This is a genomic window from Streptomyces sp. NPDC107522 (assembly GCF_055657525.1).
Genome location: NZ_JBVKAU010000008.1, coordinates 176591 through 201838, shown reverse-complemented (window position 1 = coordinate 201838; position 25248 = coordinate 176591). Strand labels below are relative to the sequence as shown.

22 protein-coding genes and 1 tRNA gene are annotated in these 25248 nt (G+C 70.4%); 12 read left to right on the top strand and 11 right to left on the bottom strand.

Translation table 11 applies throughout. The features are described from left to right. Nucleotides 1-31 precede the first annotated feature (31 nt). Genes ACZ7L6_RS26105 through ACZ7L6_RS26090 form a run of 4 tightly spaced genes read right to left on the bottom strand, consistent with a single transcriptional unit; the run spans nucleotide 32 to nucleotide 3515 of the window. A complete protein-coding gene (locus ACZ7L6_RS26105) occupies nucleotides 32-1174 on the bottom strand; it encodes an NAD(P)H-dependent flavin oxidoreductase (protein WP_471928119.1) in 1143 nt (380 codons plus the stop codon). Next, complete coding sequence (locus tag ACZ7L6_RS26100; protein WP_471927834.1) at nucleotides 1174-1917, bottom strand: CoA-transferase subunit beta; 744 nt, start codon at nucleotides 1915-1917, stop codon at nucleotides 1174-1176. Before ACZ7L6_RS26100 ends, ACZ7L6_RS26105 begins: the two co-directional genes overlap by 1 nt. Continuing rightward, nucleotides 1914-2750 carry a CoA transferase subunit A gene (locus ACZ7L6_RS26095; protein ID WP_471927832.1) on the bottom strand — a complete coding sequence of 279 codons (837 nt, stop codon included), beginning with the start codon at nucleotides 2748-2750 and terminating at the stop codon, nucleotides 1914-1916. The genes ACZ7L6_RS26100 and ACZ7L6_RS26095 overlap by 4 nt, the downstream gene beginning before the upstream one ends. Further along, the gene (locus tag ACZ7L6_RS26090; protein ID WP_471927830.1) at nucleotides 2751-3515 is read right to left on the bottom strand and encodes an enoyl-CoA hydratase family protein; all 765 of its coding nucleotides are present in this window, start codon (nucleotides 3513-3515) and stop codon (nucleotides 2751-2753) included. A gap of 54 nt (nucleotides 3516-3569) precedes the next feature. Between ACZ7L6_RS26090 and ACZ7L6_RS26085 the strand changes: the two genes are divergently transcribed. Both ACZ7L6_RS26085 and ACZ7L6_RS26080 read left to right on the top strand, forming a co-directional pair. After that, nucleotides 3570-4310, top strand: coding sequence for an SDR family oxidoreductase (locus tag ACZ7L6_RS26085; protein ID WP_471927828.1), 741 nt, complete (start codon nucleotides 3570-3572; stop codon nucleotides 4308-4310). 1 nt (nucleotide 4311) lies between these two features. Then, complete coding sequence (locus ACZ7L6_RS26080) at nucleotides 4312-5406, top strand: SDR family oxidoreductase (RefSeq protein ID WP_471927826.1); 1095 nt, start codon at nucleotides 4312-4314, stop codon at nucleotides 5404-5406. 229 nt (nucleotides 5407-5635) lie between these two features. Here ACZ7L6_RS26080 and ACZ7L6_RS26075 read toward each other — a convergent pair whose 3' ends face one another. Next, complete coding sequence (locus ACZ7L6_RS26075; protein WP_471927824.1) at nucleotides 5636-6538, bottom strand: hypothetical protein; 903 nt, start codon at nucleotides 6536-6538, stop codon at nucleotides 5636-5638. A 193-nt stretch (nucleotides 6539-6731) separates the two neighbouring features. Between ACZ7L6_RS26075 and ACZ7L6_RS26070 the strand changes: the two genes are divergently transcribed. Further along, entirely contained in the window at nucleotides 6732-7523 is a 792-nt protein-coding gene (locus tag ACZ7L6_RS26070; RefSeq protein ID WP_471927822.1) for a S1 family peptidase, read from the top strand. 103 nt (nucleotides 7524-7626) lie between these two features. Here ACZ7L6_RS26070 and ACZ7L6_RS26065 read toward each other — a convergent pair whose 3' ends face one another. Continuing rightward, nucleotides 7627-9402, bottom strand: coding sequence for a glycoside hydrolase family 35 protein (locus ACZ7L6_RS26065; protein WP_471927820.1), 1776 nt, complete (start codon nucleotides 9400-9402; stop codon nucleotides 7627-7629). Nucleotides 9403-9489: 87 nt separating this feature from the next. Here ACZ7L6_RS26065 and ACZ7L6_RS26060 point away from each other — a divergent pair, with 87 nt between their 5' ends. The 6 genes from ACZ7L6_RS26060 (at nucleotide 9490) to ACZ7L6_RS26035 (ending at nucleotide 17507) form a co-directional block, all read left to right on the top strand. Then, nucleotides 9490-10377, top strand: a complete 888-nt coding sequence (locus ACZ7L6_RS26060; RefSeq protein WP_471927818.1) for a helix-turn-helix domain-containing protein — start codon at nucleotides 9490-9492, stop codon at nucleotides 10375-10377. 24 nt (nucleotides 10378-10401) lie between these two features. Continuing rightward, nucleotides 10402-10752, top strand: a complete 351-nt coding sequence (locus ACZ7L6_RS26055; protein WP_433038929.1) for a chorismate mutase — start codon at nucleotides 10402-10404, stop codon at nucleotides 10750-10752. A gap of 204 nt (nucleotides 10753-10956) precedes the next feature. Continuing rightward, entirely contained in the window at nucleotides 10957-11517 is a 561-nt protein-coding gene (locus ACZ7L6_RS26050; protein ID WP_471927816.1) for a response regulator, read from the top strand. Between the two features lie 195 nt (nucleotides 11518-11712). Next, the gene (gene pepN / locus ACZ7L6_RS26045; RefSeq protein WP_471927814.1) at nucleotides 11713-14217 is read left to right on the top strand and encodes an aminopeptidase N; all 2505 of its coding nucleotides are present in this window, start codon (nucleotides 11713-11715) and stop codon (nucleotides 14215-14217) included. Between the two features lie 252 nt (nucleotides 14218-14469). Next, complete coding sequence (locus tag ACZ7L6_RS26040) at nucleotides 14470-16008, top strand: pyridoxal phosphate-dependent decarboxylase family protein (protein ID WP_471927812.1); 1539 nt, start codon at nucleotides 14470-14472, stop codon at nucleotides 16006-16008. A gap of 50 nt (nucleotides 16009-16058) precedes the next feature. Continuing rightward, a complete protein-coding gene (locus tag ACZ7L6_RS26035; protein WP_471928117.1) occupies nucleotides 16059-17507 on the top strand; it encodes a lysine N(6)-hydroxylase/L-ornithine N(5)-oxygenase family protein in 1449 nt (482 codons plus the stop codon). A gap of 61 nt (nucleotides 17508-17568) precedes the next feature. Here the strand turns inward: ACZ7L6_RS26035 and ACZ7L6_RS26030 are convergent, their stop codons facing one another. Next, nucleotides 17569-19383 (bottom strand): bifunctional metallophosphatase/5'-nucleotidase, encoded by a 1815-nt coding sequence (locus tag ACZ7L6_RS26030; RefSeq protein WP_471927810.1) that lies wholly within the window; start codon nucleotides 19381-19383, stop codon nucleotides 17569-17571. Nucleotides 19384-19536: 153 nt separating this feature from the next. Between ACZ7L6_RS26030 and ACZ7L6_RS26025 the strand changes: the two genes are divergently transcribed. Next, the gene (locus ACZ7L6_RS26025; protein ID WP_471927808.1) at nucleotides 19537-20250 is read left to right on the top strand and encodes an SIMPL domain-containing protein; all 714 of its coding nucleotides are present in this window, start codon (nucleotides 19537-19539) and stop codon (nucleotides 20248-20250) included. Between the two features lie 155 nt (nucleotides 20251-20405). Next, nucleotides 20406-21842, top strand: a complete 1437-nt coding sequence (gene pyk, locus ACZ7L6_RS26020) for a pyruvate kinase (RefSeq protein ID WP_471927806.1) — start codon at nucleotides 20406-20408, stop codon at nucleotides 21840-21842. 42 nt (nucleotides 21843-21884) lie between these two features. Here the strand turns inward: pyk and ACZ7L6_RS26015 are convergent, their stop codons facing one another. After that, nucleotides 21885-22661, bottom strand: coding sequence for a helix-turn-helix domain-containing protein (locus ACZ7L6_RS26015; RefSeq protein WP_471927804.1), 777 nt, complete (start codon nucleotides 22659-22661; stop codon nucleotides 21885-21887). An 86-nt stretch (nucleotides 22662-22747) separates the two neighbouring features. Continuing rightward, a tRNA-Leu gene (locus ACZ7L6_RS26010) sits at nucleotides 22748-22831 on the bottom strand. A 103-nt stretch (nucleotides 22832-22934) separates the two neighbouring features. Here ACZ7L6_RS26010 and ACZ7L6_RS26005 point away from each other — a divergent pair. Continuing rightward, nucleotides 22935-23591 carry an ANTAR domain-containing response regulator gene (locus ACZ7L6_RS26005; protein WP_471927802.1) on the top strand — a complete coding sequence of 219 codons (657 nt, stop codon included), beginning with the start codon at nucleotides 22935-22937 and terminating at the stop codon, nucleotides 23589-23591. Between the two features lie 70 nt (nucleotides 23592-23661). Here ACZ7L6_RS26005 and ACZ7L6_RS26000 read toward each other — a convergent pair whose 3' ends face one another. Both ACZ7L6_RS26000 and ACZ7L6_RS25995 read right to left on the bottom strand, forming a co-directional pair. Next, a complete protein-coding gene (locus tag ACZ7L6_RS26000) occupies nucleotides 23662-24378 on the bottom strand; it encodes an ABC transporter ATP-binding protein (protein WP_062142875.1) in 717 nt (238 codons plus the stop codon). Next, the gene (locus tag ACZ7L6_RS25995; RefSeq protein WP_471927800.1) at nucleotides 24375-25247 is read right to left on the bottom strand and encodes an ABC transporter ATP-binding protein; all 873 of its coding nucleotides are present in this window, start codon (nucleotides 25245-25247) and stop codon (nucleotides 24375-24377) included. Before ACZ7L6_RS25995 ends, ACZ7L6_RS26000 begins: the two co-directional genes overlap by 4 nt. Nucleotide 25248 lies beyond the last annotated feature (1 nt).

Genomic DNA, 25248 nt, shown 5'->3' with positions numbered 1-25248 from the left:
CCGCTGGGCGCGTGCGACTACGAAAATGCCGCTATGTGTCGTCGGTCGTCTGCGGCTCGATCGCGGCTGGTCGCGCCCACGCGGCGGAGCCGCTGTCGATACAGCCCCGCGCCCCTGAGGGCGCTGTCAAGAGGCCCGTCAGGCGGTTCTGCGTCTCCTCTGCCTCCTTCATGATCCTGTCCACCAGCTCCGCGCACGACGGCAGGTCGTCGATCACCCCGGCGACCTGCCCGGACGCCATCACTCCGAGATCCGTACGGCCGTCCACCATCGCCGACTTGAGCAGCATCGGGGTGTTGGCCGCGAGCAGCACCTGGCTCCACGACAGGTCCTTGCCGTGCCGCAGGGCGAAGCCGTCGCGGACCAGTTGCGACCAGGTCAGTCCGGACAGCCTCCGGAAGCCCGCCGCCCGCCGCAGGGCGTGGAACAGCGCGCTCACGCGGCCGGCGTGCTCCAGCTCGCCCACCAGTTCCGTACGCAGCATGCGGTGGGGCAGGCCGTCCACGGCCCGCGTGACCGTGACATCCCGTACGGTCGCCGCCAGATACCGCTCCTTCACCGCATCCGGCACCGTCGAGTCGGAGGTGAGCAGGAACCGCGTGCCCATGGCGACGCCCGCCGCCCCGTAGGCGAGCGCCGCGACCAGCCCCCGCCCGTCGAAGAAGCCGCCCGCCGCCACGACCGGTATCTCCACGGCGTCGACGACCTGCGGCAGCAGCACCGTCGTCGCCACCTCGCCGGTGTGCCCGCCGCCCTCCCCGCCCTGCACGATCACCGCGTCCGCGCCCCACGCCGCGACCTTCTCGGCGTGCCGACGGGCGCCGATCGAGGGGATGACGACCACGCCCGCCTCCTTGAGCTCGGCGATCAGCTCCCGGGAGGGCGCGAGGGCGAAGGAGGCGACCCGCACACCCTCGTCGACGATGACGCGGACCCGGTCGCCGGCGTCCGAGGCGTCCGCCCGCAGATTCACCCCGAACGGCGCGTCCGTACGGGACCTGACCTCGCGTATCGCCTCACGCAGCCGGTCGACCGTCATCGTCGCGGAGGCCAGGATGCCCAGCGCGCCCGCGTTCGCCGTCGCCGAGACCAGCCGTGGGCCCGCCACCCAGCCCATCCCCGTCTGCACGATCGGGTGGCGGACCCCGACCAGCCGGGTCAGCGCCGTCTCCATCACGCACCGACCTCCCTCGCCCGCGTGTTCTCCGGGTCGAGCACCTCGCGGATGAGCCGCAGCTCCTCGGCCGTGGGTTCGCGGGTCGGCGGCACCTCCTCGGGGACGGCCAGCTCGAAGGAGGTCGCCTCCCGGACCTGCTCCGGTGTGACGCCCGGGTGGAGTGAGGCGAGCCGCATCGAGTGGTCGGGTGTGGCGAAGTCGAAGACGCCGAGGTCGGAGACGACACGGGGGATGCGGTGGTAGGGGGCGTCGCCCGCGTGGTCGTAGCCGACTCCGCAGACCATGTCGACCTTCTCGACGAACACCCGTCGGGAGTGCCTGGGGATCCAGTAACTGGTCGGGTTGTTGAGGGTGTTGACCGGCGCGCCCCGCACCCCGAGCAGCTGCCGCTTCGGCCGCTCCCAGTCGCCGATGCAGGAGATGTTCTGGTTGCCGAACCGGTCGATCTGGCTCGCGCCCATCATCACGTGCCGCCGGCCGCCGGTGACCAGGGCGAGGTGCTGCCGGTACGGCAGCCAGCCCTCGGTCGTCCCGTCCGGGCGGACGAGCATCGCCTCGCCGTCGGTCAGCAGCAGGTCCGGTGCGAAGGTGAGCCGTGCCAGCCGGGCCCCCACGGACGGGATCAGACCCATCGGGCTCGCCAGGGTCTCACCCGCACCGCGCCAGGCGTCGGCACAGGCGATCACGCAGTAGTCGGCGCGGGTGGGTGGGGGAAGGGGTGCGCGGGTGTTGTCCGTCATGACCGCTCCCTGACCGCCGACTGGTACCTCTGTTCGTCCCCGCCGAGGAACCGTGCCGCGAAATCCGGCCAGGGCGTCGTCGCGTACGTCTTCTGGAAGGCCTCGTCCCGGCCGTAGTCGGGGGCACAGGACGTGAAGTGCGATCCGTTCGGCGCCTCGACGACCCCCGTCACCGTGTGCCGCTTGATCAGCAGCGACTGCGGCGCCGCCTCCTTCGTCAACTCGGCCGTGTCGACGATCCGTTCGCACGAGACATACGCCGTGTCCGCGGCCTCGCAGAAGAGGTCGTCGAAATAGGGGTCGGGGCCCAGGTACTGACCGTTGCCCTGCCGGTCCGCACGGTTGACGTGGACCAGGGCCGCGTCCAGACGCAGGGCGGGCATGGCCACGAACGTCTCCCCGTCGTCGTACGGCGACGTCACCGTCCGCAGGCCGGGGTTGACCCGCATGACGTCCGAACCGATCCCCGCCCGCACCGGCAGGAACGGCAGCCGGTTCGCCGCGGCGTGCAGGCCCCACATGAACATGGCCTCGTCGATCTCCATGAGCTCGAAGGCGCCGCGTTCGCGGGCCGCGCGGTAGTGCGGTTCCAAGGGGATCGAATCGAGGGTGACGAAGGCCGTGACCAGCTTGCGGACACGTCCGGCGGCGGCGAGCATGCCGACGTCGGGGCCGCCGTACGAGACGATCGTGAGGTCGGTGACGTCGGAGCGCAGCAGTGCGCGCACCAGGGCCATCGGCTTGCGGCGCGAGCCCCAGCCGCCGATGCCCAGGGTCATGCCGCTGTGCAGCCGGGACACGACCTCCTCCGCGGTCGTCGTCTTGTCGCTCACTCAGCCACCGTCCCTTCCGAACCTGTCACGGACCCGGTCGGCCACCCCGCTCAGGTTGGCCTCGAAGGTGAAGCCCTGCTCGAAGCGGTAGCTGCGGCGCACGTCGACCGGATCGATGCCGTTGATCGCGGCCTTGGCCAGCCGCAGCAGCTGCCCGTCCTTCGCGGCGATCTCGTGGGCCAACTCGAGCGCGGCGGCGGGCAGGTGCTCGCGCGGCACGACCCGCCACACCGAGCCGTGCGCATGCAGCTCGGCCGCGGTCGCCGTGCGCGAGGTGTAGTACAGCGCGCGCATCAGATGCTGGGGGACCAGCCGGGCCAGATGGGTGGCCGCGCCCAGCGCTCCCCGGTCCAGCTCGGGCAGCCCGAACGTGGCGTCCTCGCTCGCCACGATCGCGTCCGCGTTGCCCACCAGGCCGATACCGCCGCCCAGACAGTGGCCGTGCACGGCCGCCACGACGGGTACCGCGCAGTCGTACACCGCGGCGAAGGCCTCCGCGCAGGCGTGGTTGGCGCCGATCAGTGCGCTGTGCCCGTCCTTCTGTATCTCCTTGATGTCCACGCCCGCGTTGAACCCGCGCCCCTCGGCCATGAGGACGACACACCGGATCTCCGGGTCACGGCCCGCCGCCCGCACGGCGTCGGCCAGGGCGAACCAGCCCGCCACCGGCAGCGCGTTCACCGGCGGAAAGTCGACCGTGACGACGGCGATTCGTTTTCCTGTTCCTTCAGGCCCCTTTTCCGGGGACGAGGTGGAGACACCCATGGCCGCATCAGCTACCTTTCCACCAAACGTTTGTTAGGTGAAGGGTAGCCGGGCATGGGGCTGGACGGGAAGGTCGTGGTCGTCACAGGCGGCACGCGGGGTGTCGGTGCGGGCATCGCGCGAGCCTTCGCCGAGGCCGGCGCGGACGTCGTGGTCTGTGCGCGCAGGCCACCCGAAGTCCCGCTCGCCGGGGCCGAGTTCAGGCCGCTGGATCTCCGCGACCCGGAAGCCGTACGGTCCTTCTTCGCGGCCCTGCCCCGTCTCGACGTCCTCGTCAACAACGCGGGTGGCACTCCGTACCGACGGTTGACGGACACGGGTGCCGATCGGCACGCGCGCGTGATCGAGCTGAACCTCGTCGCGCCGATGACGGCGTCCCTGGCCGCGTACGAGCACCTGAAGCGGGCGCGGGGTTCCATTGTGATGATCGGCAGCGTCAGTGGCGGCCGTCCGTCGCCCGGGTCGGCGGCGTACGGGGCGGCCAAGGCCGGGCTGGAGAGCCTGGCCCGCTCGATGGCGGTGGAGTGGGCGCCGGACGTCCGCGTCAACACGCTGGTCGTCGGCATGGTCCGCACAGAGCAGTCGTTTCTCCACTACGGGGGCGAGGACGGCATCGCGGCCGTCTCCCGCACCGTCCCGCTCGGCCGCCTCGCCGAACCCGCCGACGTAGGCGCCGTCGCCGTCTTCCTCGCCTCCGACGCCGCCGCCTACATCAGCGGAGCGAGCCTGCTCGTGCACGGCGGGGGCGAGCTGCCCGCGTTCCTGGACGCCGCGACGGTCAACAAGGAGGCATGACATGAGCCGGATCTGTGAGGGACGGGTCGTCGTCGTCACCGGCGGGGGCCGGGGGCTCGGACGCGCGCATGCGCTCGCGTTCGCGGCGGAGGGGGCGAGGGTCGTGGTGAACGACCTGGGGGTGGGGCTGGACGGCACGTCGGGGGTGGAGGGTTCGGTTCGGCGCGTGGATTCGGGTGGCCTGGGTGGGTGGAAGGCCGACGACCGGTTGGGCGGGGAAGTGGCTGGCGACCGGGAGGGTGGGCAGGTGGCCGATGGCAGCCGTGCTGGACGGGTGGCAGGGGAGAGCCTGGGCCGGGAGGTGGGTGCCGACCGTCAGGCTGGGCAGTTGGCCATCGGCAGCCCCGCCCAGCAGGTTGTCGACGAGATCCGTGCGGCGGGCGGTGAGGCGATCGCGCACGGTGGTGACGTCGCGACTAGTGCCGGGGCGGCATCCCTGGTGGCGGCCGCGCTGGAGACGTACGGCCGTCTCGACACCCTCGTCAACAACGCCGGCTTCCTGCGCGACCGGATGCTGGTCAACCTCGACGAGGACGACTGGGACGCCGTCGTACGCGTCCACCTCAAGGGGCACTTCCTTCCCCTCAAGCATGCGGCCGCGCACTGGCGAGCGGAGGCGAAGGCGGGGCGTACGCCGAGCGCCCGGATCGTCAACACGAGCAGCGGGGCGGGGCTGTTGGGCTCGCTCGGGCAGGGAAACTACAGCGCCGCGAAGGCGGGCATCGTCGGCCTGACCCTGGTGGCGGCGGCCGAGTTGTCCCGCTACGGCGTCCAGGTCAACGCGATCGCCCCTGCGGCCCGTACCCGCATGACGGAACGCACCTTCGCGGAGTCGATGGCGGTCCCCGAAGCCGGCTTCGACGCCATGGCCCCGGAGAACGTCTCCCCGTTGGTCGTCTGGCTGGGTTCGGCGGCGAGCGCCGGGGTGACGGGCAGGGTCTTCGAGGCGGAGGGCGGGCGGATCACGGTCATGGAGGGGTGGGGGGCGGGGCCGAGTACGGACAAGGGGGCGCGGTGGACGCCGGAGGAGGCGGGGGAGGCGGCGCTGAAGCTGTTGGGGGAGGCGGAGGTGCCGGGGGCGGTGTACGGCGCGTGAGGGGTTTTCGCCCCCCGCCGCCCCTACCCATTCCCATCCCCCAGGGGCTCCGCCCCTTGGACCCCGCCAGGGGGCTCCGCCCCCTGGACCCCCGCTCCTCAAACGCCGGAGGGGCTGACTTACCAGCCCGTCCGGCGTTTGAGGACGAGGCCCCTTCAGGGCCGAAGCGGGGGTCTGGGGGCGGCAGCCCCCAGGGACGGGACGGGTAGGGGCGGCGGGAGCGAAGAACCTACGTGTCGCACTCCAGCACCGTCCGGCACAACCCGCACCGCGCCCGCACCCTCCCCCGCACGGGCACCCGAATCCGCTGCTGACACGTAGGACACGGAAACGACACCCGCAACGGCCCCCGCCCATCCGGCGTGAACGCATACGGCACCCCCGGCCGAGCCCCGGCCCCGGCACCGTAGTGCTCCTGTGCATGCCGCCGATCCCGGGCGTACCGCCGCCGCCCCGCCCACCCCGCCGCCGTCAACGGAGGCTGCTGCTCATCGCGGCGAGCCTCGGCAAGGCCCTTCTCATATGCCGTGTAGGCCTGGGGGCTGGTGAACCACACCGACGGATCCTCGGCGAACACCAGCGCCCGCTTGGCGAGGACGTAACCGAACTCCTCCGGCGTGAGATATCCCAGTTTCTGCGAGGACGCCGCGTCCTCCCGGTACGCGTCGAGCAGCAGCCAGCCCGCACCCAGATATGTCGTCGCCGTGTCCGTGAGGATCTCGTTGTCGCGCGTGCCGGGGAAGGACAGCCCGAGGCGGTGCAGATAGACGTGCATCACCTCGTGCGCGAGCGCCGCCCCGATGTCCCGGCGGTGCGTGCGGAAGCGGTCGTTCAGCTCGACGAAGTACTCGGGGCCCGCGGCGAGTTCGACGTTCGCCGCGTGCGTCATCTCCCGGAAGCTGACGATCAGGCGGGCATCCGGCAGGTGGTAGTGCCGCACCAGCTCGCGGGCCACCCGCTGCGCCCCCAGATACAGATCGTCCGTGTCGCAGAACGCCACGTCGACCGGCGCCACGCTGGTCGCGAACGTCTGGATGGTGTCGTACGACAGCCGCCGGTAGAGCGCGGTGATGGAGGCCCGCACCGTCTCCAGGTGTGGGAAGCCGTGCTGGACCGGTCCGCCGTTCGCCACGGCCGTACCCCCAAGACGCCTTGAACCCGATTCCACTCTACGGGGATGTGAGGGGATTTTCCCTGGTGAGGTTCCACGCCGGGGACGTGAGATCCGTCCTTGTCAAGCATGCCACCCGATCTTCATACTGCGGGCCGCTCAACACGCCATGAAAGGACGTATGTTGACCCACAGCTCGCCGAAAAGAAGCGGCATGACCCTGGCCAAGAGAGGCGCGGCTGTCGGTGCCGTCGCCCTCGCGGTCGCCTCCCTCCAGCCCCTCAGCGCGAACGCCGCGTCCACCAGTACCAACCCGAGCGGCGCGTCGACCCGCGTCGTCGGTGGAACGCCCGCCGCGCAGGCCGAGTTCCCGTTCATGGTCCATCTCTCCATGGGCTGCGGCGGGGCGCTCTACAAGAAGGACGTCGTCCTGACGGCCGCCCACTGCATGGACGGCTCCGGCAACAACACCAGCATCACCGTCACCGCTGGTGTCAACGACCTCAACTCCTCCGCCGCGATCAAGGTCAAGTCGACCAAGGTCAAGGTGGCCCCGGGCTACGACGGCAGCGGCAAGGACTGGGCGCTGATCAAGCTCGCCCGGCCCATCGACAAGCCGACGCTGAAGATCGCCACCACGGACCGCTACAACCGCGGCATGTTCACGATCGCCGGGTGGGGCGACACCCAGGAGGGAGCCGGCACGGGCACGACCAAGCTCCGTAAGGCCACCGTTCCCTTCGTCGCCGACCGCACCTGCAAGCGCCATTACGGAAACCGGCTGGTGTCGAAGGAGGAACTGTGCGCCGGCTGGCAACGCGGCGGCATCGACACCTGCCAGGGCGACTCCGGCGGCCCCATGTTCCGCAAGGACGACGCGAACAAGTGGATCCAGGTCGGCATAGTCAGCTGGGGCGACGGCTGCGCCCGCGCCGGTGTGCCCGGCGTCTACACGGAGGTCAGCACCTTCGCGAAGGACATAGCCCGCGCGGCGAACGCCCTGTAGGCAGCCGCCGCAGCAAGCGGGCATCAGGGAGTGCACTCGCTGGTGCATCGGTGGTCCATCACCGATGCACCAGTGGTGCCTCAGTGGTGGGCATCTGCGTGCGTCAGAGGGCCCGGAGCACCGGGGCACCCGCCTCGCCGGACCCGGCCCGAGCCGTCTCCGCCAGTTCCAGCACCCACACCTCGTTGACCCCTTCCCGCAGCACCGGCCCCGGGACGTACAGCGACCCCTGTGGGCCCGCGGACCAGTAACGGCCGAGATTGAAGCCGTTGATCCACACGAACCCGCGGGTCAGGCCCGGCAGCTCCAGACGGGCGTCACCGGCGCCCCGCACCGTGACGGTGCCCCGGTACAACCCCGGGGCACCGTCCTCGGGAAGCTCCCGCGCCGGCACCGCCCGGACCCGCTGGACGTCGTCCAGCGCCTCCAGCCGCAGCCCACGCGCGCGTACGTCGTGCAGATACTGCCGCTCGTGCAGCACGCCCCCGGTGATCCCCTTGGCCTCGCCCAGCCGCGGCCCGTAGTTGACCCGGCCCAGGGACTCCACCCACAGCTCCACGCGCGCGTACCCGGCGACGGGCTCCTTGAGGCAGGCGTCGTCCTCGGTGACCACCCCGGCCCGCTCCCCGTCGACGTACACCACGGCAAGATCCCGCAGCCCCCGCACCGTCAGCGGATACGGCTGCCGCGGCCCCGGCACCGTCACCTCGTACCGCACCAGGCCGCGCTCGACGCCCAGTTCCTCGAAGGTGGGCGGGACGGGAGCGGACACCTCCGGGCCGCCCAGCGTCTCCAGTACGTCGCCCAGGGGCGCCCAGTCGGTCAGGACCGCCTCGGCCGTCGCTCCCAACGACGGGGGCGCGGGCGGGACTTCGGGCAGCGGGCCGTCGGCGTACTCGGCGAGGACCTCGCGGAAGGCCCAGAACTTCTCGGTGGGGCGGCCGTACTCGTCGATCGGGGCGTCGTAGTCGTACGACGTCACGTCGGGCTCCAGCGGGCCGTCGTGCAGCGCGCCGCCGCCCCGGTTGGCGCCCGCCCAGCCTCCGAAGCTGGTGCCGCCGTGCGCCATGTACAGGTTGACCGAGGCTCCGCACTCCAGGATCTCCCGCAGGGCCGCCGCCGCGTCCCCGGGATCCCGTACGACGTGCTCGCCGCCCCAGTGGTCGAACCAGCCGCACCAGAACTCCATGCACATCAGCGGACCGTCGGGGCGGTGCCGGCGCAGCGTCTCGAAGGCCACGCGCGCGTGGGAGCCGAAGTTCACCGTGGCGAGGACCCCGGGGATCGTTCCGCCGGAGAGCATGTGGTCCTCGGGGCCGTCCGAGGTGAACAGCGGGACCGTGACGCCCTTGGTCCGCAGCAGATCGGCCAGCCATCGCAGGTACGCCGCGTCGGAACCGTAACTGCCGTACTCGTTCTCGACCTGGACCATGATCACCGGGCCGCCGCGGTCGAGCTGCCGGGGCACGATCTCGCGCAGGAGGTAGTGGTACCAGCGCTGCACACGGTGCAGGAACTGCTCGTCACGCGTCCGCACGCGCGTGCCGAACCTGGCCGTCAGCCAGTACGGCAGCCCGCCGTTCTCCCACTCGGCGCAGATGTACGGCCCCGGCCGCACGATCGCCCACAGCCCCGCCTCCCGGGCCGCGTCGAGGAACCGGCCCAGAGCCCGCACGTCCCGGTGGTGGCCCGGCGCCGGCCCGTGCAGGTTCCACGGCACGTACGTCTCCACGCAGTTGAGGCCCATCGCCCGCAGCATCGCCAGCCGGTGTCCCCACTGCGCCTCGTGCACCCGGAAGTAGTGCAGCGCGCCGGACAGCAGCCGCACCGGCCGCCCGTCCTGCAGGAAATCCGTGTCCCCCACCGTGAACTCGCTCATGCGCCCCACCCTCACCTCTGGCGGTGATCACGTCCATGGACAAAGATCGGCGCTGCTTGGACCGAAGCGACGCAGAGGGGACCGCGGATGTACCACACCTGGATGCGGTTCTTCACGCCCGGCCCCGCCCACCACCGGCTCGGCCTGGTCTGCCTCGGAGTCGGCCTGCAGTACGGCGCCCTGCCCACCGTCGGACCCAGGGTCCTGGACCACCATGTCGCCGTCGTGATCAGCACGGGCGGTGGCTGGTACGCCGACCCCCGCGGCCGCCGTACGGCCGTCACCGCCCCCGCGCTGCTGTGGCTGACCCCGGGCGTGCCGCACCACTACGCGCCCGACCCCGGCACCGGCTGGGACGAGGGCTTTGTCGACTTCGCCGGGCCCGCCACGGCGACGTACACCGAACTCGGCTACATCGAACCCGACCGCCCGGTCGTGCCCCTGTCGGACGCCTCGGGTCCCCGCGCCGTCATCGGCCGCATGGCACGCGCCGCCCGCCGCGACAACCCCCTGCTGGAGGTCGAGACCGGCGCCGCCGTCCACGAACTCCTCGTGGCCCTGCGCCGCGCCCGCGCCGACCTCGCGCCCGACGGCGACCAGGTCCTCAAGGCACTGGCACGCGACGCGTGCCTGCCCCTCACGGTCGCCGACCACGCCGCCCGGCACGGCATGACCCTCGTCGAACTGCGCACCACCGTGCGCCGCGGCGCCGGGTGCAGCCCCAAGGACTACCTGCTCGGCATCCGCCTGGGCCGCGCCAAGGAACTCCTCGCCGCCACCGAGCTGCCCGTCGCCGCCGTCGCCCGCCGCGTCGGCTACGACGACCCCGCCTACTTCTCCCGCCTGTTCACCCGCCGCGTCGGCATGGCCCCCGTCCGCTTCCGCGCCCAGCAGGGCCGCACCGTCCCCGGCGGCTGGTCCCAGCAGGTCCCCGACCCCGACGACCCACCCGTGATCGAACGAACGACCACATGACGGGGCCCCGTAGGCTGGGCCCTCATGACCACCAGCAATCCGTCCCCCGGCGATGTCGACCCCGCCGTCCGTGAGGAGCTCGCCCGGCTGCGCGACAGCATCGACAACATCGACGCGGCCGTCGTCCACATGCTCGCCGAGCGCTTCAAGTGCACCCAGCAGGTCGGCCACCTCAAGGCCAAGCACCAGCTCCCGCCCGCCGACCCGGCCCGCGAGGCCCGGCAGATCGCCCGCCTGCGCACCCTCGCCGAGAACGCCAAGCTGGACCCTGCATTTGCGGAAAAGTTCCTCAATTTCATCATCGCCGAAGTGATCAGGCACCACGAGAGCATCGCCGAGGACACGATCAACGGCGTTGCGCCCACGGCGAACTGAGCCGGACCCGTCGCCGGATTCAGCCTGGCCGGGCGGACGGACGACGCGAATGCGACCACAGCACCCCGACAGGCCCTCCCGAGGGAGTGACACGGCGGCCCGCGCCGGGCATGCTGCGCTGTGCACTCCAAGTCAGCTGACACGCACTCCCCGTCAGCGCCCCCGGACATACCCTGGATGTCCACGCGGGAGGGACGTCGGGCCATGCCGTCGGATGCCAAGATCCTCATCGTCGACGACCACGAGGACACGCTGTACGCGCTGGAGAGCGCCCTGGCCCCGCTGGGCTACCGGCTCGCCCGTGCCACCAGCGGAGACGAGGCGCTCAAGCAGGTGCTCCGCGGCCAGGTCGGCCTGCTGCTCCTGGACGTCCGGATGCCCGGCGTCAGCGGCCTGGAGGTCGTGCGCTACATGCGGCGGGTGGAACAGACCCAGCACATACCGGTCATCCTGCTCACCGGCTTCGGCGCGGACCAGGAGCTGATGTCCACCGCGTTCGGACTCGGCGTCGCCGACCTGGTCCTGAAGCCCATCGACCCCTGGTCGCTGCGCACCAAGGTCCGCTACCTGTACGACTCCTACCGGCGCCACCGCGCACTGGAGCACGAGATCCGCGAGTTGCGCGCCCTCGTCAAGGACGACCCCGGGGCCGAGGACGCCGGAGCCGGGCATCCCGGACCGCGCCCCGCCCTGCCCCACCCCGACGCCCGCGTCCCGCCGCAGCGCGACAGCCCGGCGGTTACGCCGACCACGGACCGGACATGACGCCTATCACCGACCGGACATGACGCCGGCTACCGACCGGAGATGACGCCGGCCCGCAGACCGGAGATGACGCCGACCGCAGATCGGAGATGACGCCGACCGTAGGCCGGACCTGACCGCAACCCCGGACCGGACATACCGCACGTACCGATCCGCCCCTGTGCCTTGTCAGCGGCATCAGGCAGCATGTCCTGCATGTCCGTACTCACGCGCGACGAAGCGCAGACCCGTGCCCAGCTCCTCGACGTCCATCGCTACACGATCGAACTCGACCTGACCACCGGGGACGAGACCTTCGACTCCCGCACCGTCATCCGGTTCACCACGCGCGCGGACCACACGGACACGGACACGTTCGTCGAGATCAAGCCGGCCGAGCTGCGCTCCGTCACGCTGGACGGACACCCCCTCGACCCGGAGACCCTGGACGAGAACCGGCTGCCCCTGAAGAACCTCACCGCCGGCGAGCACGAACTGCGCGTCGAGGCGGCCATGCGCTACTCCCGCACCGGCGAGGGCATGCACCGCTTCACCGACCCCACCGACGGCGAGACCTACGTCTACACCCAGCTGTTCATGGAGGACGTCCAGCGCGTCTTCGCCGCCTTCGACCAGCCGGACCTCAAGGCCGTCTTCGACCTCACCGTCACGGCCCCCGAGGGCTGGACCGTCCTCGCCAACGGCATCACCGAACACCTCGGTGACGGCCGCTGGCAGGCCGCGCCCACCCCGCTGATCTCCACCTACCTCGTCGCCGTCGCCGCCGGCCCCTGGCACTCCGTGCGCACCGAACACCGCGGCCTGCCCTTCGGCCTGCACTGCCGCCGCTCGCTCGCCCCCTACCTCGACACGGACGCCGACGAACTCCTCGACGTCACGCGCGCGTGCTTCGACCGCTACCACGAGAAGTTCGACGAGCCGTACCCCTTCGACTCCTACGACCAGGCGTTCGTCCCCGAGTTCAACGCCGGCGCCATGGAGAACCCCGGACTGGTCACCTTCCGTGACGAGTTCGTCTACCGCTCCGCCGTCACCGACACCGAGCGCCAGACCCGCGCCATGGTCATCGCCCACGAGATGGCCCACATGTGGTTCGGCGACCTGGTCACCCTGCGCTGGTGGGACGACATCTGGCTGAACGAGTCCTTCGCCGAGTACATGGGCTACCAGACCTGCGCCGAAGCCACCCGCTTCAGCGACACCTGGACCGACTTCGGCGTCGCCCGCAAGGCCTGGGGCTACGACGCCGACCAGCGCCCCTCCACCCACCCCGTCGCCCCCGAAGCGGTCCACGACACCGCCACGGCCCTGCTCAACTTCGACGGCATCTCCTACGCCAAGGGCGCCTCCGCACTGCGCCAGCTGGTGGCCTGGCTCGGCGAGAAGGACTTCCTCGCCGGCATCAACACCCACTTCGCCCGCCACAAGTTCTCCAACGCCACCCTCGCCGACTTCATCGACTCCCTCGCCTCCGCCACCGAACGCGACGTCCACGCCTGGGCCGACACCTGGCTGCGCACCACCGGCGTCGACACCCTCACCCCGGCCGTCACCCCCGGCGAGAACGGCACGTACAGCCTCACCGTCGACCGCGTCGGCAGCCGCCCCCACCGCGTCGCCGTCGGCCTGTACGACCTGGACCTCGGCGACAACGACGGCCACCTCGTCCTGCGTGACCGCCTCCACCTCGACGTCCCGCACCCGGCTCCGCAGCCCATCGGCAAGCGCCCGGCGCTGCTGCTGCTCAACGACGGCGACCTGACCTACGCCAAGGTGCGCTTCGACCCCGAGTCCTTCGAGACCGTCCGCAAGAGCCTCGCCGGACTGCCCGAACCGCTCACCCGCGCGGTCGTCTGGAACGCCCTGCGCGACGCCGTCCGCGACGGCGAACTGGCCGCCACCGCCTACCTGGAGACGGCCCGCACCCACCTGCCGCACGAGACCGACCTCGCCATCGTCCAGGGCGTCCTGGCCTTCGCCACCGTCCAGGTCGCCGACCGCTACCTCACCCCGCAGGAGCGCCCCGCCGCCCTGGCCACCCTCTCCTCCCTCTGCCGCGACCTCATCCGCCGCACCGAGGACGGCGACAACCCCGGCCTGCGCCTGATCGCCGTACGCCACTTCATCGACGTCGCCGCCCACCCCGACACCATCGCCGCCTGGCTCGCCGACGGCACCGTGCCCGGCGGACCCGAACTCGACCCCGAGCTGCGCTGGCGCGTCCTCGGCCGGCTCGCCGTCCTCGGCGCCGTCGACGAGGCCGCCATCGCTGCCGAGCTGGACCGCGACCCGAGCGCCACCGGCCAGGAGGGTGCCGCCCGCTGCCGGGCCGCGCTGCCCGACGAGGAGGCCAAGGCGAAGGCCTGGGCCGCCATGTTCGCCACCGACGACAGCACCGACCTGTCCAACTACCTCTTCACCGCCACCGCCCAGGGCTTCTGGCAGCCCGAACAGGCCGACCTCGTACGGCAGTACGTGCCCCGCTACTACCCCGACGCGGTCGCCGTCGCCGCCCGCAGGGGCCCCGCCATCGCCGAAGCCGCCGGCCGCTACGCCTTCCCGGCGCACGCCGTCGACACCGACACCCTGCGGCTGGGCGAGGAGTGCCTGCGCGAAGGCGAGCCGATCCCGGCGCTCCGACGCAAGCTGGTCGACCAACTCGACGACCTGGCACGGGCGTTGCGGGTGCGCGAGGGCTAGGCGGGCTGGTCGCAATGACGTAGGGGGCCGGTCCCGGTGGCATAGGGGACTGGTCGCTGTGCGGTAGGGGCCGCTGCATCCTCTGACGGATGCGGCGGCCCCTACCCCGCCATCCTCCGCGCGCCGCCCCGACACGCTTTCCCCGCACGCAAGTACCCCCTTTCGGGTTCCGATCGTTGGGCTTTTCGGGCGTCATCACGCATCCGGGTACAAGCTGGAAGTCCCTCTTGCCCCAGCGCCCGGGAGGACAGGATGAGCACGCCGTCGTCGCTCGCTTCAGGCCCCGAAGGACCCCACGCCCTACGGCCGTTGCTCGACACCGTGCTCGACGCGCTGAGCGAGGGCACCCGGGCCCGCGGAGGCCCCCTGCCCTCGGGCGGCCCGGACGCGGTCGCCGCGCGCGTACGGGCCGCGATCGGCGACGTCCTCCCGGACCGGGGTGACCCGAACGCCCTCCACACCGTCGTCCGCACCCTCACCGAGACCACCGCCGACCCCGCGGACCCCCTCTGCACCGCCCACCTCCACTGCCCACCCCTGGCCGCAGCCACCGCAGCCGACCTCGCGGCCTCCGCCCTCAACCCGTCGCTGGACTCCTGGGACCAGGCGCCGGGCGCATCGGAGCTGGAGGCGTTGGTGACGGGGGCGCTGGCGAGGGAGGTCTTTCCAGCCCGTCCGGCGTTCGAGGACGAGGCCCTTTCGGGGCCGACGGGGGTCCAGGGGGCGGAGCCCCCTGGCGGGGTGGAAGGGGAAGAGCCCCCTGGCGGGGTCGAAGGGGCGGAGCCCCTTCAGGATGGGACGGGTAGGGGCGGCGGGGGCGAGAAAACCACCGCGCAGCCGGACGCCCTCGTCACCACCGGCGGCACCGAATCCAACCACCTCGCCCTCCTCCTCGCCCGAGAAGCCCACGGCACCGGCATCCGACTCGTACACGGCGCGAACGCCCATCACTCGCTGCCCCGCGCCGCATGGCTGCTGGGTCTGCCGGAGCCCGTCGTCGTCCCCGCCCCGGCCGGCACCCTCGACCCCGCCGCCCTCGACGAGGCCCTCACCGACCTGCCCGGCCCACGAGGCTCCCTCCTGGTCGCCGCCACCGCCGGCACCACCGACGCCGGCCTCATCGACCCCCTCCCCGAGATCGCCGCCCTGTGCGCCACCCACGGCGCCCGGCTCCACATCGACGCCGCCTACGGCGGAGCGCTCCTCTTCAGCGACCGCTACCGCGACCGCCTCACCGGCCTGGAAGCCGCCCACACCGTCACGCTGGACCTGCACAAACTCGGCTGGCAGCCCGTCGCCGCAGGACTCCTCGCGGTCCGGCACCCGGCCGACCTCGCCGTGCTCCACCACCGCGCCGACTACCTCAACGCCGACGACGACACCGAGGCGGGCCTGCCCGACCTGCTCGGCCGCTCCCTGCGCACCAGCCGCAGGCCCGACGCCCTGAAGATCGCCGTCACCCTCAAGACCCTCGGCCGCACCGGCCTCGGCCGACTGGTCGAGCAAGTCTGCGACAACGCCCGCGAGTTCGCCGCCCTCGTCAACGACCACCCCGGCTTCGAGCTCTACGACCGGCCCACCCTCAGCACGGTCCTGTTCCGGCCCGCACACGCGACCGACGACACCGTCGCCGCCGTACGCCGCAGGCTCCTCACCGACGGCCGCGCCGTCCTCGGCCGGGCCCGCATAGACGGGCGCCTGTGGCTGAAGGCGACCCTCCTCAACCCCCGCACGCGCCCGGACGACCTGGCCGCCCTCCTGAAACTGGTGGAAGGAAACACCCCCGGATGAGTCCGCAGTCGAACCCCCCTGCCGATATGCACCTCAACCAGCCGGCCGGCATGCAGCCCAACCCACTGGCCGACGTGCACCCCAAACCCCCACAGCACGACCCCGACACCCCCCGCGACCTCGTCGGCATCGGCATCGGCCCCTTCAACCTCTCCCTCGCCGCCCTCGCCCAGCCCCTCGTCGGCCTCGACGCCGTCTTCTACGAGCGGCGCCCCGCCTTCTCCTGGCACCCCGGCCTGCTCATCGACGGCTCCCGCATCCAGGTCCCCTTCCTCGCCGACCTGGTGACGCTCGCCGACCCCGCCAGCCCCTGGTCCTTCCTGAACTACCTCAAGGCCCGCGACCGGCTCTTCCCCTTCTACTTCGCCGAGCGCTTCCACATCCAGCGCGCCGAGTACGACGCCTACTGCCGCTGGGTCTGCGAGAACCTCCCCGCACTGCGCTTCGGCCACCAGGTCGACGCCGTCCGCTTCAACCCCGAACGCGACGTCTTCGAGGTCGACTTCACCCAGCTCGGCCCGGACGGTGAGGGCGAGGCGCTCGGCCGTACGTACACCCGGAACGTCGTGCTGGGCATCGGCACCGAGCCGTACGTCCCCGACCCGCTCAGACCGCTCGTCGACGCACCCGCCGTCCCCGTCATCCACGCCGCCGACTACCTCGACCACCGCGAGAGACTGCTCGCCGCCGAGCACATCACCGTCATCGGGTCGGGACAGTCCGGCGCCGAGGTCTTCCTGGACCTGCTCCGCAGCCGCCCCGTCGGCCGCGAGCGGCTCCACTGGCTCGGCCGGACCGAGGCGTTCGCGCCCATGGAGTACTCCAAGCTCGGCCTGGAGCACTTCACCCCCGACTACACCCGCTACTTCCACGCCCTCGCCGAACCGGTCCGCGACCGGCTCGGCGCATCGCAGTGGCAGCTCCACAAGGGCATCGACGCCGACACCCTGGCCGCGATCCACGACGAGCTCTACCGCCGCACCCTGCACGGCGGCTGGCCCGACACCGTCATCACCCCCGGCGTCCTGGTGCGCACGGCGGGCCGTATCGCCACCACCAAGGTCGAGCTCCACCTGGAGCACATCCAGCAGAACACCCGCTCACGCCTGACCACGGACGCGGTCGTCCTGGCCACCGGCTACCGCGAACGGTCCCTCGACTGCCTGCTCGCCGGCCTCGACCCCTACCTGCGCCGGGACAGCCAGGAACGCCCCCGCGTCGACGACCAGTACCGCCTGGTCATGGACCCCTCGGTCACCGGCTCCGGGTGCCACGTCTACGTCCAGAACGCCGAACGCCACACCCACGGCATCGGCACCCCCGACCTCGGCCTCGCGGCCTGGCGCAGCGCGGGCATCCTCAACTCCCTCACCGGCGAGCAGACTTACCGCCTGCCCACCCGCACGGCCTTCACCACCTTCGGCCTGCAACAGAAGGAGCCCCGGATTCCGTCCGCGCGCCGGCCGAAGGTACTGACACCCCTCATGGACGGGATCTGAGGCTCCCCACAAGCACCCCTACGGGCCCCAGAACCCCTACGGCCCCAGAACCCCTACGGGCCTAGAACACCGGCGTACCGTTCCGCGTGAGCTTCCAGTCCACCGACGCGAACTCCTTGGGGTCCAGCACACCCTTCGCGGTCACCCACTCCGCGATCCGGGTGCGGATCTCCGTCGACTCCGACCACAGCTCCTGTGCCGACGCCACATGCGGGAACGCGCCGCCGCCGTTGGCCCGGTAGTTGTTCACGGCGAACACGAACTGCTGGGCGTCGTCCAGCGCGGCACCGTTGTAGGACAGGTTCTTGATCCGCGAACCGGCCGCCTGGGCGATGTCGATCTCGTACGACAGCCCCGACACGTAGTCGTAGTTGTAGTCGGGGCGGTTGTTCGCGTTCGTCAGCTTCTCGACGTCGACCGCGGCGTCCGGCGCCGTCTGCACGAAGTACTCCGCGGAGTACTCCAGGTACGCCTTGATCTGCGCGCCCGTCATCAGCTTCGCGACCAGCGTGTTGTCGTACACGTACAGGCTCGACAGATCCCGGATCGTCACGTCCCCGGCCGGGATCTCCGAGGTGCGGGAGAAGGGAGAGGCCTGCGCGATGACGGGCAGCGAGGCGTACTGCGTGCTCGCCAGCGCCGCCTTGACCACGTCCTCCTGGACCTTGGTGATCAGGTCGATGATCGGGGCGTCCTTGTAGCGCGCCTCGACCGTCGTCAGCGTCTCGGTGGCCGTGCCGACGACCTGGTTGACGTACTCCACGACGATGTCGTGGTCGTCCTTCAGCAGCTTGGTGATCTTCGGGTCGTCCGCGACCGTCTTGGAGTCGCGCACCGTCGCCTTCACCGACTCGACCGTCCAACGGCCCTTTTCGAAGACCAGCTCGAAGTCGAACAGAGTCAGTCGCTGCGCGTAGCACAGCGGTTCCGACAGCACGACCGTCCTGCCCGTCTTCTCGTTCGTGACCAGCAGCTCCGCGATCTCCGTGTGCGCGTGCCCGACCAGGATCGCGTCGATGCCCGGCACCTTCTGGGCCACCAGCGCCGACGAGTTCTCGATGTACGGCAGCTGGTCACCGTACGACGACGTGCCGGACGAACCGGAGTGCGCCGACACGACCACGACGTCCGCACCCATCGAGCGCAGCTTCGGCACCCACTTCGCGGCCTGCTCCTCCAGCCCCGGGAACACCATCTTGCCCTCGACGTAGGCCTTGTCCCAGATCGCGATACCCGGGTTGGTCAGACCGAGCACCGCGACCTTCACCGGCGGGGCTCCGGGCACACGGAACTTCTTGATGAAGTACGGCGGGAAGGCGGGCTTCAGCGTCTTGGCGTCCAGCGCGTTCGCACCCAGCAGCGGGAAGTCGCACTGCTCCTCGAACTTGCGCAGCGTCTCGATGCCGTAGTTGAACTCGTGGTTGCCGAGGGCCACCGCGTCGTACCCGATCGCGTTCATCGCCGCCGCCATCGGGTGGATCGGACCGCCCTGAGCGGTGATCGGGTCGACCTTCGCGTAGTAGTACGTCAGCGGGGTGCCCTGGATCGTGTCGCCCGCGTCGATGAGCAGCGTGTTGCAGCGGCCCTTCTCGGCGCGGACCTGGCTCACCAGCGTCGAGACGCGCGCCAGACCCTTCGCGTTGCCCTTGGCGTCCGAGTACTCCGCGTCCTTGAAGTAGTCCCAGTTGAAGATGTTGCCGTGCAGATCGGTCGTGCCCATCACCGTCAGCGAGTACCGCTTCGCGGGCTTCTTCGCCGTCGCCGCCGTGGTCGCCTCCGCGGCCTGCGCCGCCGGAGCCGCCGCCGCGCCGGCGATCGCCACCCCCGCTCCGGTGACGGCGGACTTCTTCAGGAACTTCCGGCGGTTCAACGGCATGAGTGGTTCTCCCCGGGGATGGTCAACAACGCGCGTAGATTCTGACGCGCGTAGATTCTGACCTGGTCATGGCGAGTGGCAACAGACCCCGCAGGTTGCGATCTGATGACCTGCCCGGTCCGTAACCCAGCAAGCGATGACAGAGTGGGACGTATGACCGCCCCCTCAGAGGAACTTCAGCCCCCGGTGCCCTACGGCACCCCCACCGCTCCGCGCATCGCCGTCCGCGGCGAGGCCCACCTGGAGGTCGATCCCGAGATCGCCCGCATCGGCGTCGCCGTCGCCGCCCGCGGCAAGGACCGCCGCGCCGCCCTCGACGACCTCACCCGCCGCAACGCCACCGTCCTGGACCTCATCAAGACGTACGGCGACGCGGTGGAGCGTCTGGAGACCGGCTCCTTCTCCATCACCCCGGAACTGAAGGAGAAGGGCCGCGGCGAGCGGATCCACGCCTATCACGGCCGCGTCCACGTCACGGCCGAGCTCACCGACTTCACCGCCCTCGGCGAACTCACCACGCGGCTTGCCGACTTGGACCTCACCCGGGTGGACGGCCCGTGGTGGGCCCTGCGCCCCGACTCACCGGCCTACCGGGAGGCCCGGCAGCAGGCGGTGCGGGAAGCGGTCCAGCGGGCGCGGGAGTACGCGGAGGCGCTCGGTGCCTCGCTCGCCGCCCTGGTCGAACTCGCCGACATCGGCGCGGAGAACCCCCAGCCCGTCGCACCCGCCCCCGCGGGCCGTATACGCTCCATGGCGTACGGAGCAGCGGAGGACGCCGCGGCCGCCCCCCTCGACCTCGAACCCCAGCGGCAGCACGTCTACGCCCAAGTGAACGCGCGCTTCACCATGACGCCGCCGCAGCTGTGAACCGCCCCGGCGGAATACTTCGGGGGATGCTTCGAACGCTCATCGGAGCATCCCGCCGCACAATTCAACACTTGTCAATAACCCTTCATGTAAAGGTTGTTGGGTGGTCACGCCCGGCCAATTCTCTACCCGCCGGTAAGTCATAGAGTCGAAACATGCGCCGAGCGAAAATCGTCTGCACCCTGGGTCCTGCCACCGACTCGTACGACCAGATAAAGGCACTGGTCGACGCCGGAATGGACGTCGCCCGATTCAACCTCAGCCACGGCAGTTACGCCGACCACGAGGAGCGCTACCAGCACGTCCGGAAGGCCTCCGACGAGACCGGCCGCAGCGTCGGCGTCCTCGCCGACCTTCAAGGCCCGAAGATCCGCCTCGGCCGCTTCACCGAAGGACCCGTACTCCTTGAACGCGGGGACACCTTCACCATCAGCGTCGAAGAGGGAGTCCAGGGCGACCGGGAGACCTGCGGAACCACGTACACCGGCCTCGCCGGTGACGTCACCCCGGGCGAACGCGTCCTCGTCGACGACGGCAAGGTCTGCCTGGAGGTCACGTCGGTCGACGGCCCGCGCGTCCACACCACCGTGGTCGAGGGCGGCATGGTCTCCGACAACAAGGGCCTGAACCTGCCGGGCGTCGCGGTCTCCGTCCCCGCCCTCTCCGAGAAGGACGAGGCGGACCTGCGCTGGGCGCTGCGCACCGGCTTCGACGTCATCGCGCTGTCGTTCGTGAGGAGCGGCCGGGACATCGAGGACGTGCAAAGGATCATGGACGAGGAGGGCCGCCGCCTCCCCGTCATCGCCAAGGTGGAGAAGCCGCAGGCGGTCGAGGCGATCGACGACATCGTGGCCGCGTTCGACGGCATCATGGTGGCGCGCGGGGACCTCGGCGTCGAAATGCCGCTGGAACAGGTGCCCATCGTCCAGAAGCGCGCGATCAAGCTGGCGAAGCGCAACGCCAAGCCGGTGATCGTGGCGACGCAGATGCTCGACTCGATGATCGACAACTCGCGCCCGACGAGGGCGGAGGCGAGCGATGTCGCCAACGCGGTCATCGACGGCACCGACGCGGTGATGCTGTCCGGCGAGACCAGCGTCGGCAAGTACCCCATCGAGACGGTCCGGACGATGGCGAAGATCGTCGAGGCGGCCGAGGAAGACCTCCTGGCGAAGGGCCTCCCGCCCCTGACGGAGCGCAACAAGCCCCGCACCCAGGGCGGCGCGGTGGCCCGCGCGGCGGCCGAGATCGGCGACTTCCTGGGCGCCCGGTTCCTCGTCGCCTTCACCCAGTCCGGCGACACCGCCCGCCGCCTCTCCCGCTACCGCTCCCCGATCCCGCTGCTGGCGTTCACGCCGGAGCCGGCGACGCGGTCGCAGCTGAATCTGACGTGGGGAGTGGAGACGTTCCTCGGGCCGCACGTGAACTCGACGGACGCGATGGTCGACCAGGTGGACGAGCTGCTTCTGAAGTACGGCCGCTGCAAGAAGGGCGACACGGTCGTCATCACGGCGGGCTCGCCGCCTGGGGTGTCGGGCTCGACGAACATGGTGCGGGTGCATCACATCGGGGAGGACGACAGTCCCAAGTAGCAGGCGGAGGGCCCCTCTTGAGGAGGGGCCCTTTGTGGTGCGTCAGTGCTTGGGGCCTACGTGGGTGTCCATGAGGGCTACGGAGGCTTTGCGGGCGATGGAGATGTTGCGTGGGTTCGCATGCCGCCAATCGACGCCAACGTGGTTCAGGGTCTCGGTGAAGAGGCGGATGATGTCGCCCGACAGGTTGGTGAAGAAGTACCTGGGGTACTCATAGCGCTTCCGCTCACCCGCAACGAGGCGAGTCGCCCAGTTGGTGATGCGGCAGCCGTCGGAGTGGATGAGGCTGCGGATGAACTCCCAGGGGTGGGCGTTGACGATCGCCTGCTGCCAGGGCTCGAGAGTGATGGCACGCTCGTGCTTCTTGCCGTGGCCGTGCTGGGGGAACATACAGCGCAGGTGGTTGGAGGAGAGCTTCACGTCGTGGCAGCCCTCCTTGGGCGAACGGCACACGGCGTTGTTGGGGAAGACCGCGCGCATGGCTTGCTCGCACTTGTCCATCAGGCCGGGCCAAGCGTTGTCGCAGGTGATGACGAGGCTTGGGGTTCTGCTTCCGGACCACTGGACGATGTAGCCGTCCCCAAGGTAGAGGCCGAGCAGGTAGGAGTAGGCGGCTTGATCGAGGGGGCGGTCGTCACATCGGGGGCATTTCGGAGGCTTCCTACCAGGGCACTCACCCCGCTTCGACCGGTCCAAGTGAAGCCACTTGCCGATCGTCCCGGCGGGAACATTGAGTTGACGGGCGACGTCTGCGTTCCTTGCGCCGTTGCGCAGCAGTGTCAGCGCCTTCTGTCGAACCTGGGTGTCGTGAAAGTTCATGCGGACACTCTGCGTCACTGATCGTAACCGTGGGCACGAAAAAGCGGATGTTCACGAGAACGTGAGCATCCGCTTCTTCCTGAAGGTGCCCGGTGTGGGATTCGAACCCACATGCCCAAAGGGCACGGCATTTTGAGTGCCGCGAGTCTGACCAGTTCCTCCAACCGGGCAAGCTGGTGAGCTGCCAGAGAGTGTACCGGGTCATCGCAGCTCCCCGCCTCTAGGTAGGCTGCTTACGCAGCAGCACTGCCCGGCCCGCAACAAGGAGCCCCCGTGACCGCCCCCGAGTCGCCCCAGCCCGTAGACGCGCCCGACGACGACAAGTCGCACGTGCCTCCGCTGACGACCCGTGTCGTCATTGCCGAGGACGAGGCGCTGATCCGGCTCGATCTCAAAGAGATGCTCGAAGAAGAGGGGTACACCGTCGTCGGCGAGGCCGGTGACGGTGAGCAGGCCGTCGAGCTGGCCCGTGAGCACAAGCCCGACCTCGTCATCCTCGATGTGAAGATGCCGAAGCTGGACGGTATTTCGGCGGCGGAGAAGATCGCCGAGGAGAGCATCGCCCCGGTCCTGATGCTGACGGCGTTCTCCCAGCGGGACCTGGTCGAGCGGGCCCGTGACGCCGGTGCGATGGCGTACCTCGTCAAGCCGTTCAGCAAGAGCGACGTCGTGCCGGCGATCGAGATGGCCGTATCGCGGTTCACCGAGCTGAAGGAGCTGGAGAAGGAGGTCGCCGACCTCAGCCAGCGCCTGGAGACGCGCAAGCTGGTCGACCGGGCGAAGTCCGTCCTCCAGACCGAGTACGGGCTGACCGAGCCCGCCGCGTTCCGGTGGATCCAGAAGACCTCCATGGACCGCCGGATGTCGATGCAGCAGGTGGCCGAGGCCGTCATCCAGGACGCCGAGGAGAAGAAGGCGGCCAAGGGCTGACGCCCAGCAGCGCATGAGTGAGGCCCGCGCCCCCGGAAGGGGACGCGGGCCTCACCGTGTGTGTGCGGGGTCAGTCCTCGCCGAGGTACGCCTTGCGCACCGACTCGTCGTGCAGCAGGTCCTGCCCGGTGCCGGAGAGGACGATCTTGCCGACCTCCATGACATGGCCGTGGTCGGCCAGGGAGAGCGCGGCCTGGGCGTTCTGCTCGATGAGCAGGATGGTGGTGCCCTGGGACTTCAGCTCCTGGATGGTTGACATGATCTTCTGCATCATGATCGGGGAGAGGCCCATGGAGGGCTCGTCGAGCATGAGCAGCTTCGGCCGGGACATCAGCGCCCGTCCCATGGCGAGCATCTGCTGCTCACCGCCGGAGAGGGTGCCCGCGGCCTGCTTGCGGCGCTCTCCGAGGATGGGGAAGAGGTCGTATGCGCGCTGGATGTCCTTCTCGATGCCTTCCTTGTCGTTGCGGAGGAAGGCGCCGAGGCGGAGGTTGTCCTCGATCGTCATGCGCGGGAAGATGTGCCGCCCCTCGGGGGAGTGGGCGAGCCCCAGCGAGACGACCTTGTGGGCGGGGATCTTCTTCAGCGACTTGCCGTCGAACTTGATCTCGCCGGACAGCGGCTGGAGGAGACCCGACAGGGTCCGCAGGGTGGTGGTCTTGCCGGCGCCGTTGGTGCCGATGAGGGTGACGACCTCGCCCGCGTTCACCTTGAACGAGATGCCCTTGACGGCCTCGATCTTGCCGTAAGCGACCCTGAGGTCCTCGACCTCGAGCAGTGCGGTCACTTGTCGTCCCCTTCCGTGGTGCTCTGCGCGTCGGCCTCCGCAGCCTCGACTTCGGCGGCTTCCGCCTCGCCCGGCGCGCCCTCGAAGGGCGTGCCGAGGTAGGCGGCGATGACGCGCTCGTCGGCCTGGACGACCTCGGCGGGGCCCTCGACGATCTTCTCGCCCTGGACCAGCACGGCGACCCGGTCGCAGAGGTTCATGATGAACCGGATGTCGTGCTCGATGACGAGGACGGCGATGCCCTTGTCCCGGATGGCGAAGATCAGCTCCTCGGCCGCCCGGGTCTCCTGCGGGTTCATACCGGCGGTCGGCTCGTCGAGGAGGAGCAGACCGGGCTCGCTCGCGAGCGCCCGGGCGATCTCCAGCTTGCGCTGCTCGCCGTAGGGCAGGTTGCGGGCGAGGTGGTCGGCCTTGGCGGCGAGGCCGGTGAACTCCAGGAGCTCCATGGCCCGCGCGCGGGACTCTTCCTCGGCCTTCTTGAAGCCGGGCAGGCGCAGGAGGGCCGACCAGAGGCCTTCCTTGGTGCGGGTGTGCCGTCCGACCAGCACGTTCTCCAGAACGGTCATGTTGGCGAAGAGCCGGATGTTCTGGAACGTACGGGCGATGCCGGCCTGGGTGACCAGGTGAGGCTTGGGCGGCAGGACGGTGCCCTTGTAGGCGACCTTGCCCTCGGTCGGCACGTACAGGCCGGTGAGGCAGTTGAAGAAGGTCGTCTTGCCGGCGCCGTTGGGGCCGATGAGGCCGACGATCTCACCGGTGTTCACGGTGAGGTCCACGTCGCGTACGGCGGTGAGGCCGCCGAAGCGCATGGTGACGCCGCTGGCGTCGAGCACCGTGGTGCTGGTGGGTGCTGTCGTGGTGGTGGTCATG

What these genes read in the sequence shown, in the direction of transcription:
- ACZ7L6_RS26050 (WP_471927816.1), top strand. Translation starts at nt 10,957, where the DNA reads ATGCCGTCGGATGCCAAGATCCTCATCGTCGACGACCACGAGGACACG.
- ACZ7L6_RS26015 (WP_471927804.1), bottom strand. Translation starts at nt 22,661, where the DNA reads ATGAACTTTCACGACACCCAGGTTCGACAGAAGGCGCTGACACTGCTG.
- ACZ7L6_RS26025 (WP_471927808.1), top strand. Translation starts at nt 19,537, where the DNA reads ATGACCGCCCCCTCAGAGGAACTTCAGCCCCCGGTGCCCTACGGCACC.
- ACZ7L6_RS26085 (WP_471927828.1), top strand. Translation starts at nt 3,570, where the DNA reads ATGGGGCTGGACGGGAAGGTCGTGGTCGTCACAGGCGGCACGCGGGGT.
- ACZ7L6_RS26055 (WP_433038929.1), top strand. Translation starts at nt 10,402, where the DNA reads ATGACCACCAGCAATCCGTCCCCCGGCGATGTCGACCCCGCCGTCCGT.
- ACZ7L6_RS26035 (WP_471928117.1), top strand. Translation starts at nt 16,059, where the DNA reads ATGCAGCCCAACCCACTGGCCGACGTGCACCCCAAACCCCCACAGCAC.
- pyk (WP_471927806.1), top strand. Translation starts at nt 20,406, where the DNA reads ATGCGCCGAGCGAAAATCGTCTGCACCCTGGGTCCTGCCACCGACTCG.
- ACZ7L6_RS25995 (WP_471927800.1), bottom strand. Translation starts at nt 25,247, where the DNA reads ATGACCACCACCACGACAGCACCCACCAGCACCACGGTGCTCGACGCC.
- ACZ7L6_RS26030 (WP_471927810.1), bottom strand. Translation starts at nt 19,383, where the DNA reads ATGCCGTTGAACCGCCGGAAGTTCCTGAAGAAGTCCGCCGTCACCGGA.
- ACZ7L6_RS26060 (WP_471927818.1), top strand. Translation starts at nt 9,490, where the DNA reads ATGTACCACACCTGGATGCGGTTCTTCACGCCCGGCCCCGCCCACCAC.
- ACZ7L6_RS26105 (WP_471928119.1), bottom strand. Translation starts at nt 1,174, where the DNA reads ATGGAGACGGCGCTGACCCGGCTGGTCGGGGTCCGCCACCCGATCGTG.
- ACZ7L6_RS26070 (WP_471927822.1), top strand. Translation starts at nt 6,732, where the DNA reads ATGACCCTGGCCAAGAGAGGCGCGGCTGTCGGTGCCGTCGCCCTCGCG.
- ACZ7L6_RS26100 (WP_471927834.1), bottom strand. Translation starts at nt 1,917, where the DNA reads ATGACGGACAACACCCGCGCACCCCTTCCCCCACCCACCCGCGCCGAC.
- ACZ7L6_RS26065 (WP_471927820.1), bottom strand. Translation starts at nt 9,402, where the DNA reads ATGAGCGAGTTCACGGTGGGGGACACGGATTTCCTGCAGGACGGGCGG.
- ACZ7L6_RS26080 (WP_471927826.1), top strand. Translation starts at nt 4,312, where the DNA reads ATGAGCCGGATCTGTGAGGGACGGGTCGTCGTCGTCACCGGCGGGGGC.
- ACZ7L6_RS26040 (WP_471927812.1), top strand. Translation starts at nt 14,470, where the DNA reads ATGAGCACGCCGTCGTCGCTCGCTTCAGGCCCCGAAGGACCCCACGCC.
- ACZ7L6_RS26090 (WP_471927830.1), bottom strand. Translation starts at nt 3,515, where the DNA reads ATGGGTGTCTCCACCTCGTCCCCGGAAAAGGGGCCTGAAGGAACAGGA.
- pepN (WP_471927814.1), top strand. Translation starts at nt 11,713, where the DNA reads ATGTCCGTACTCACGCGCGACGAAGCGCAGACCCGTGCCCAGCTCCTC.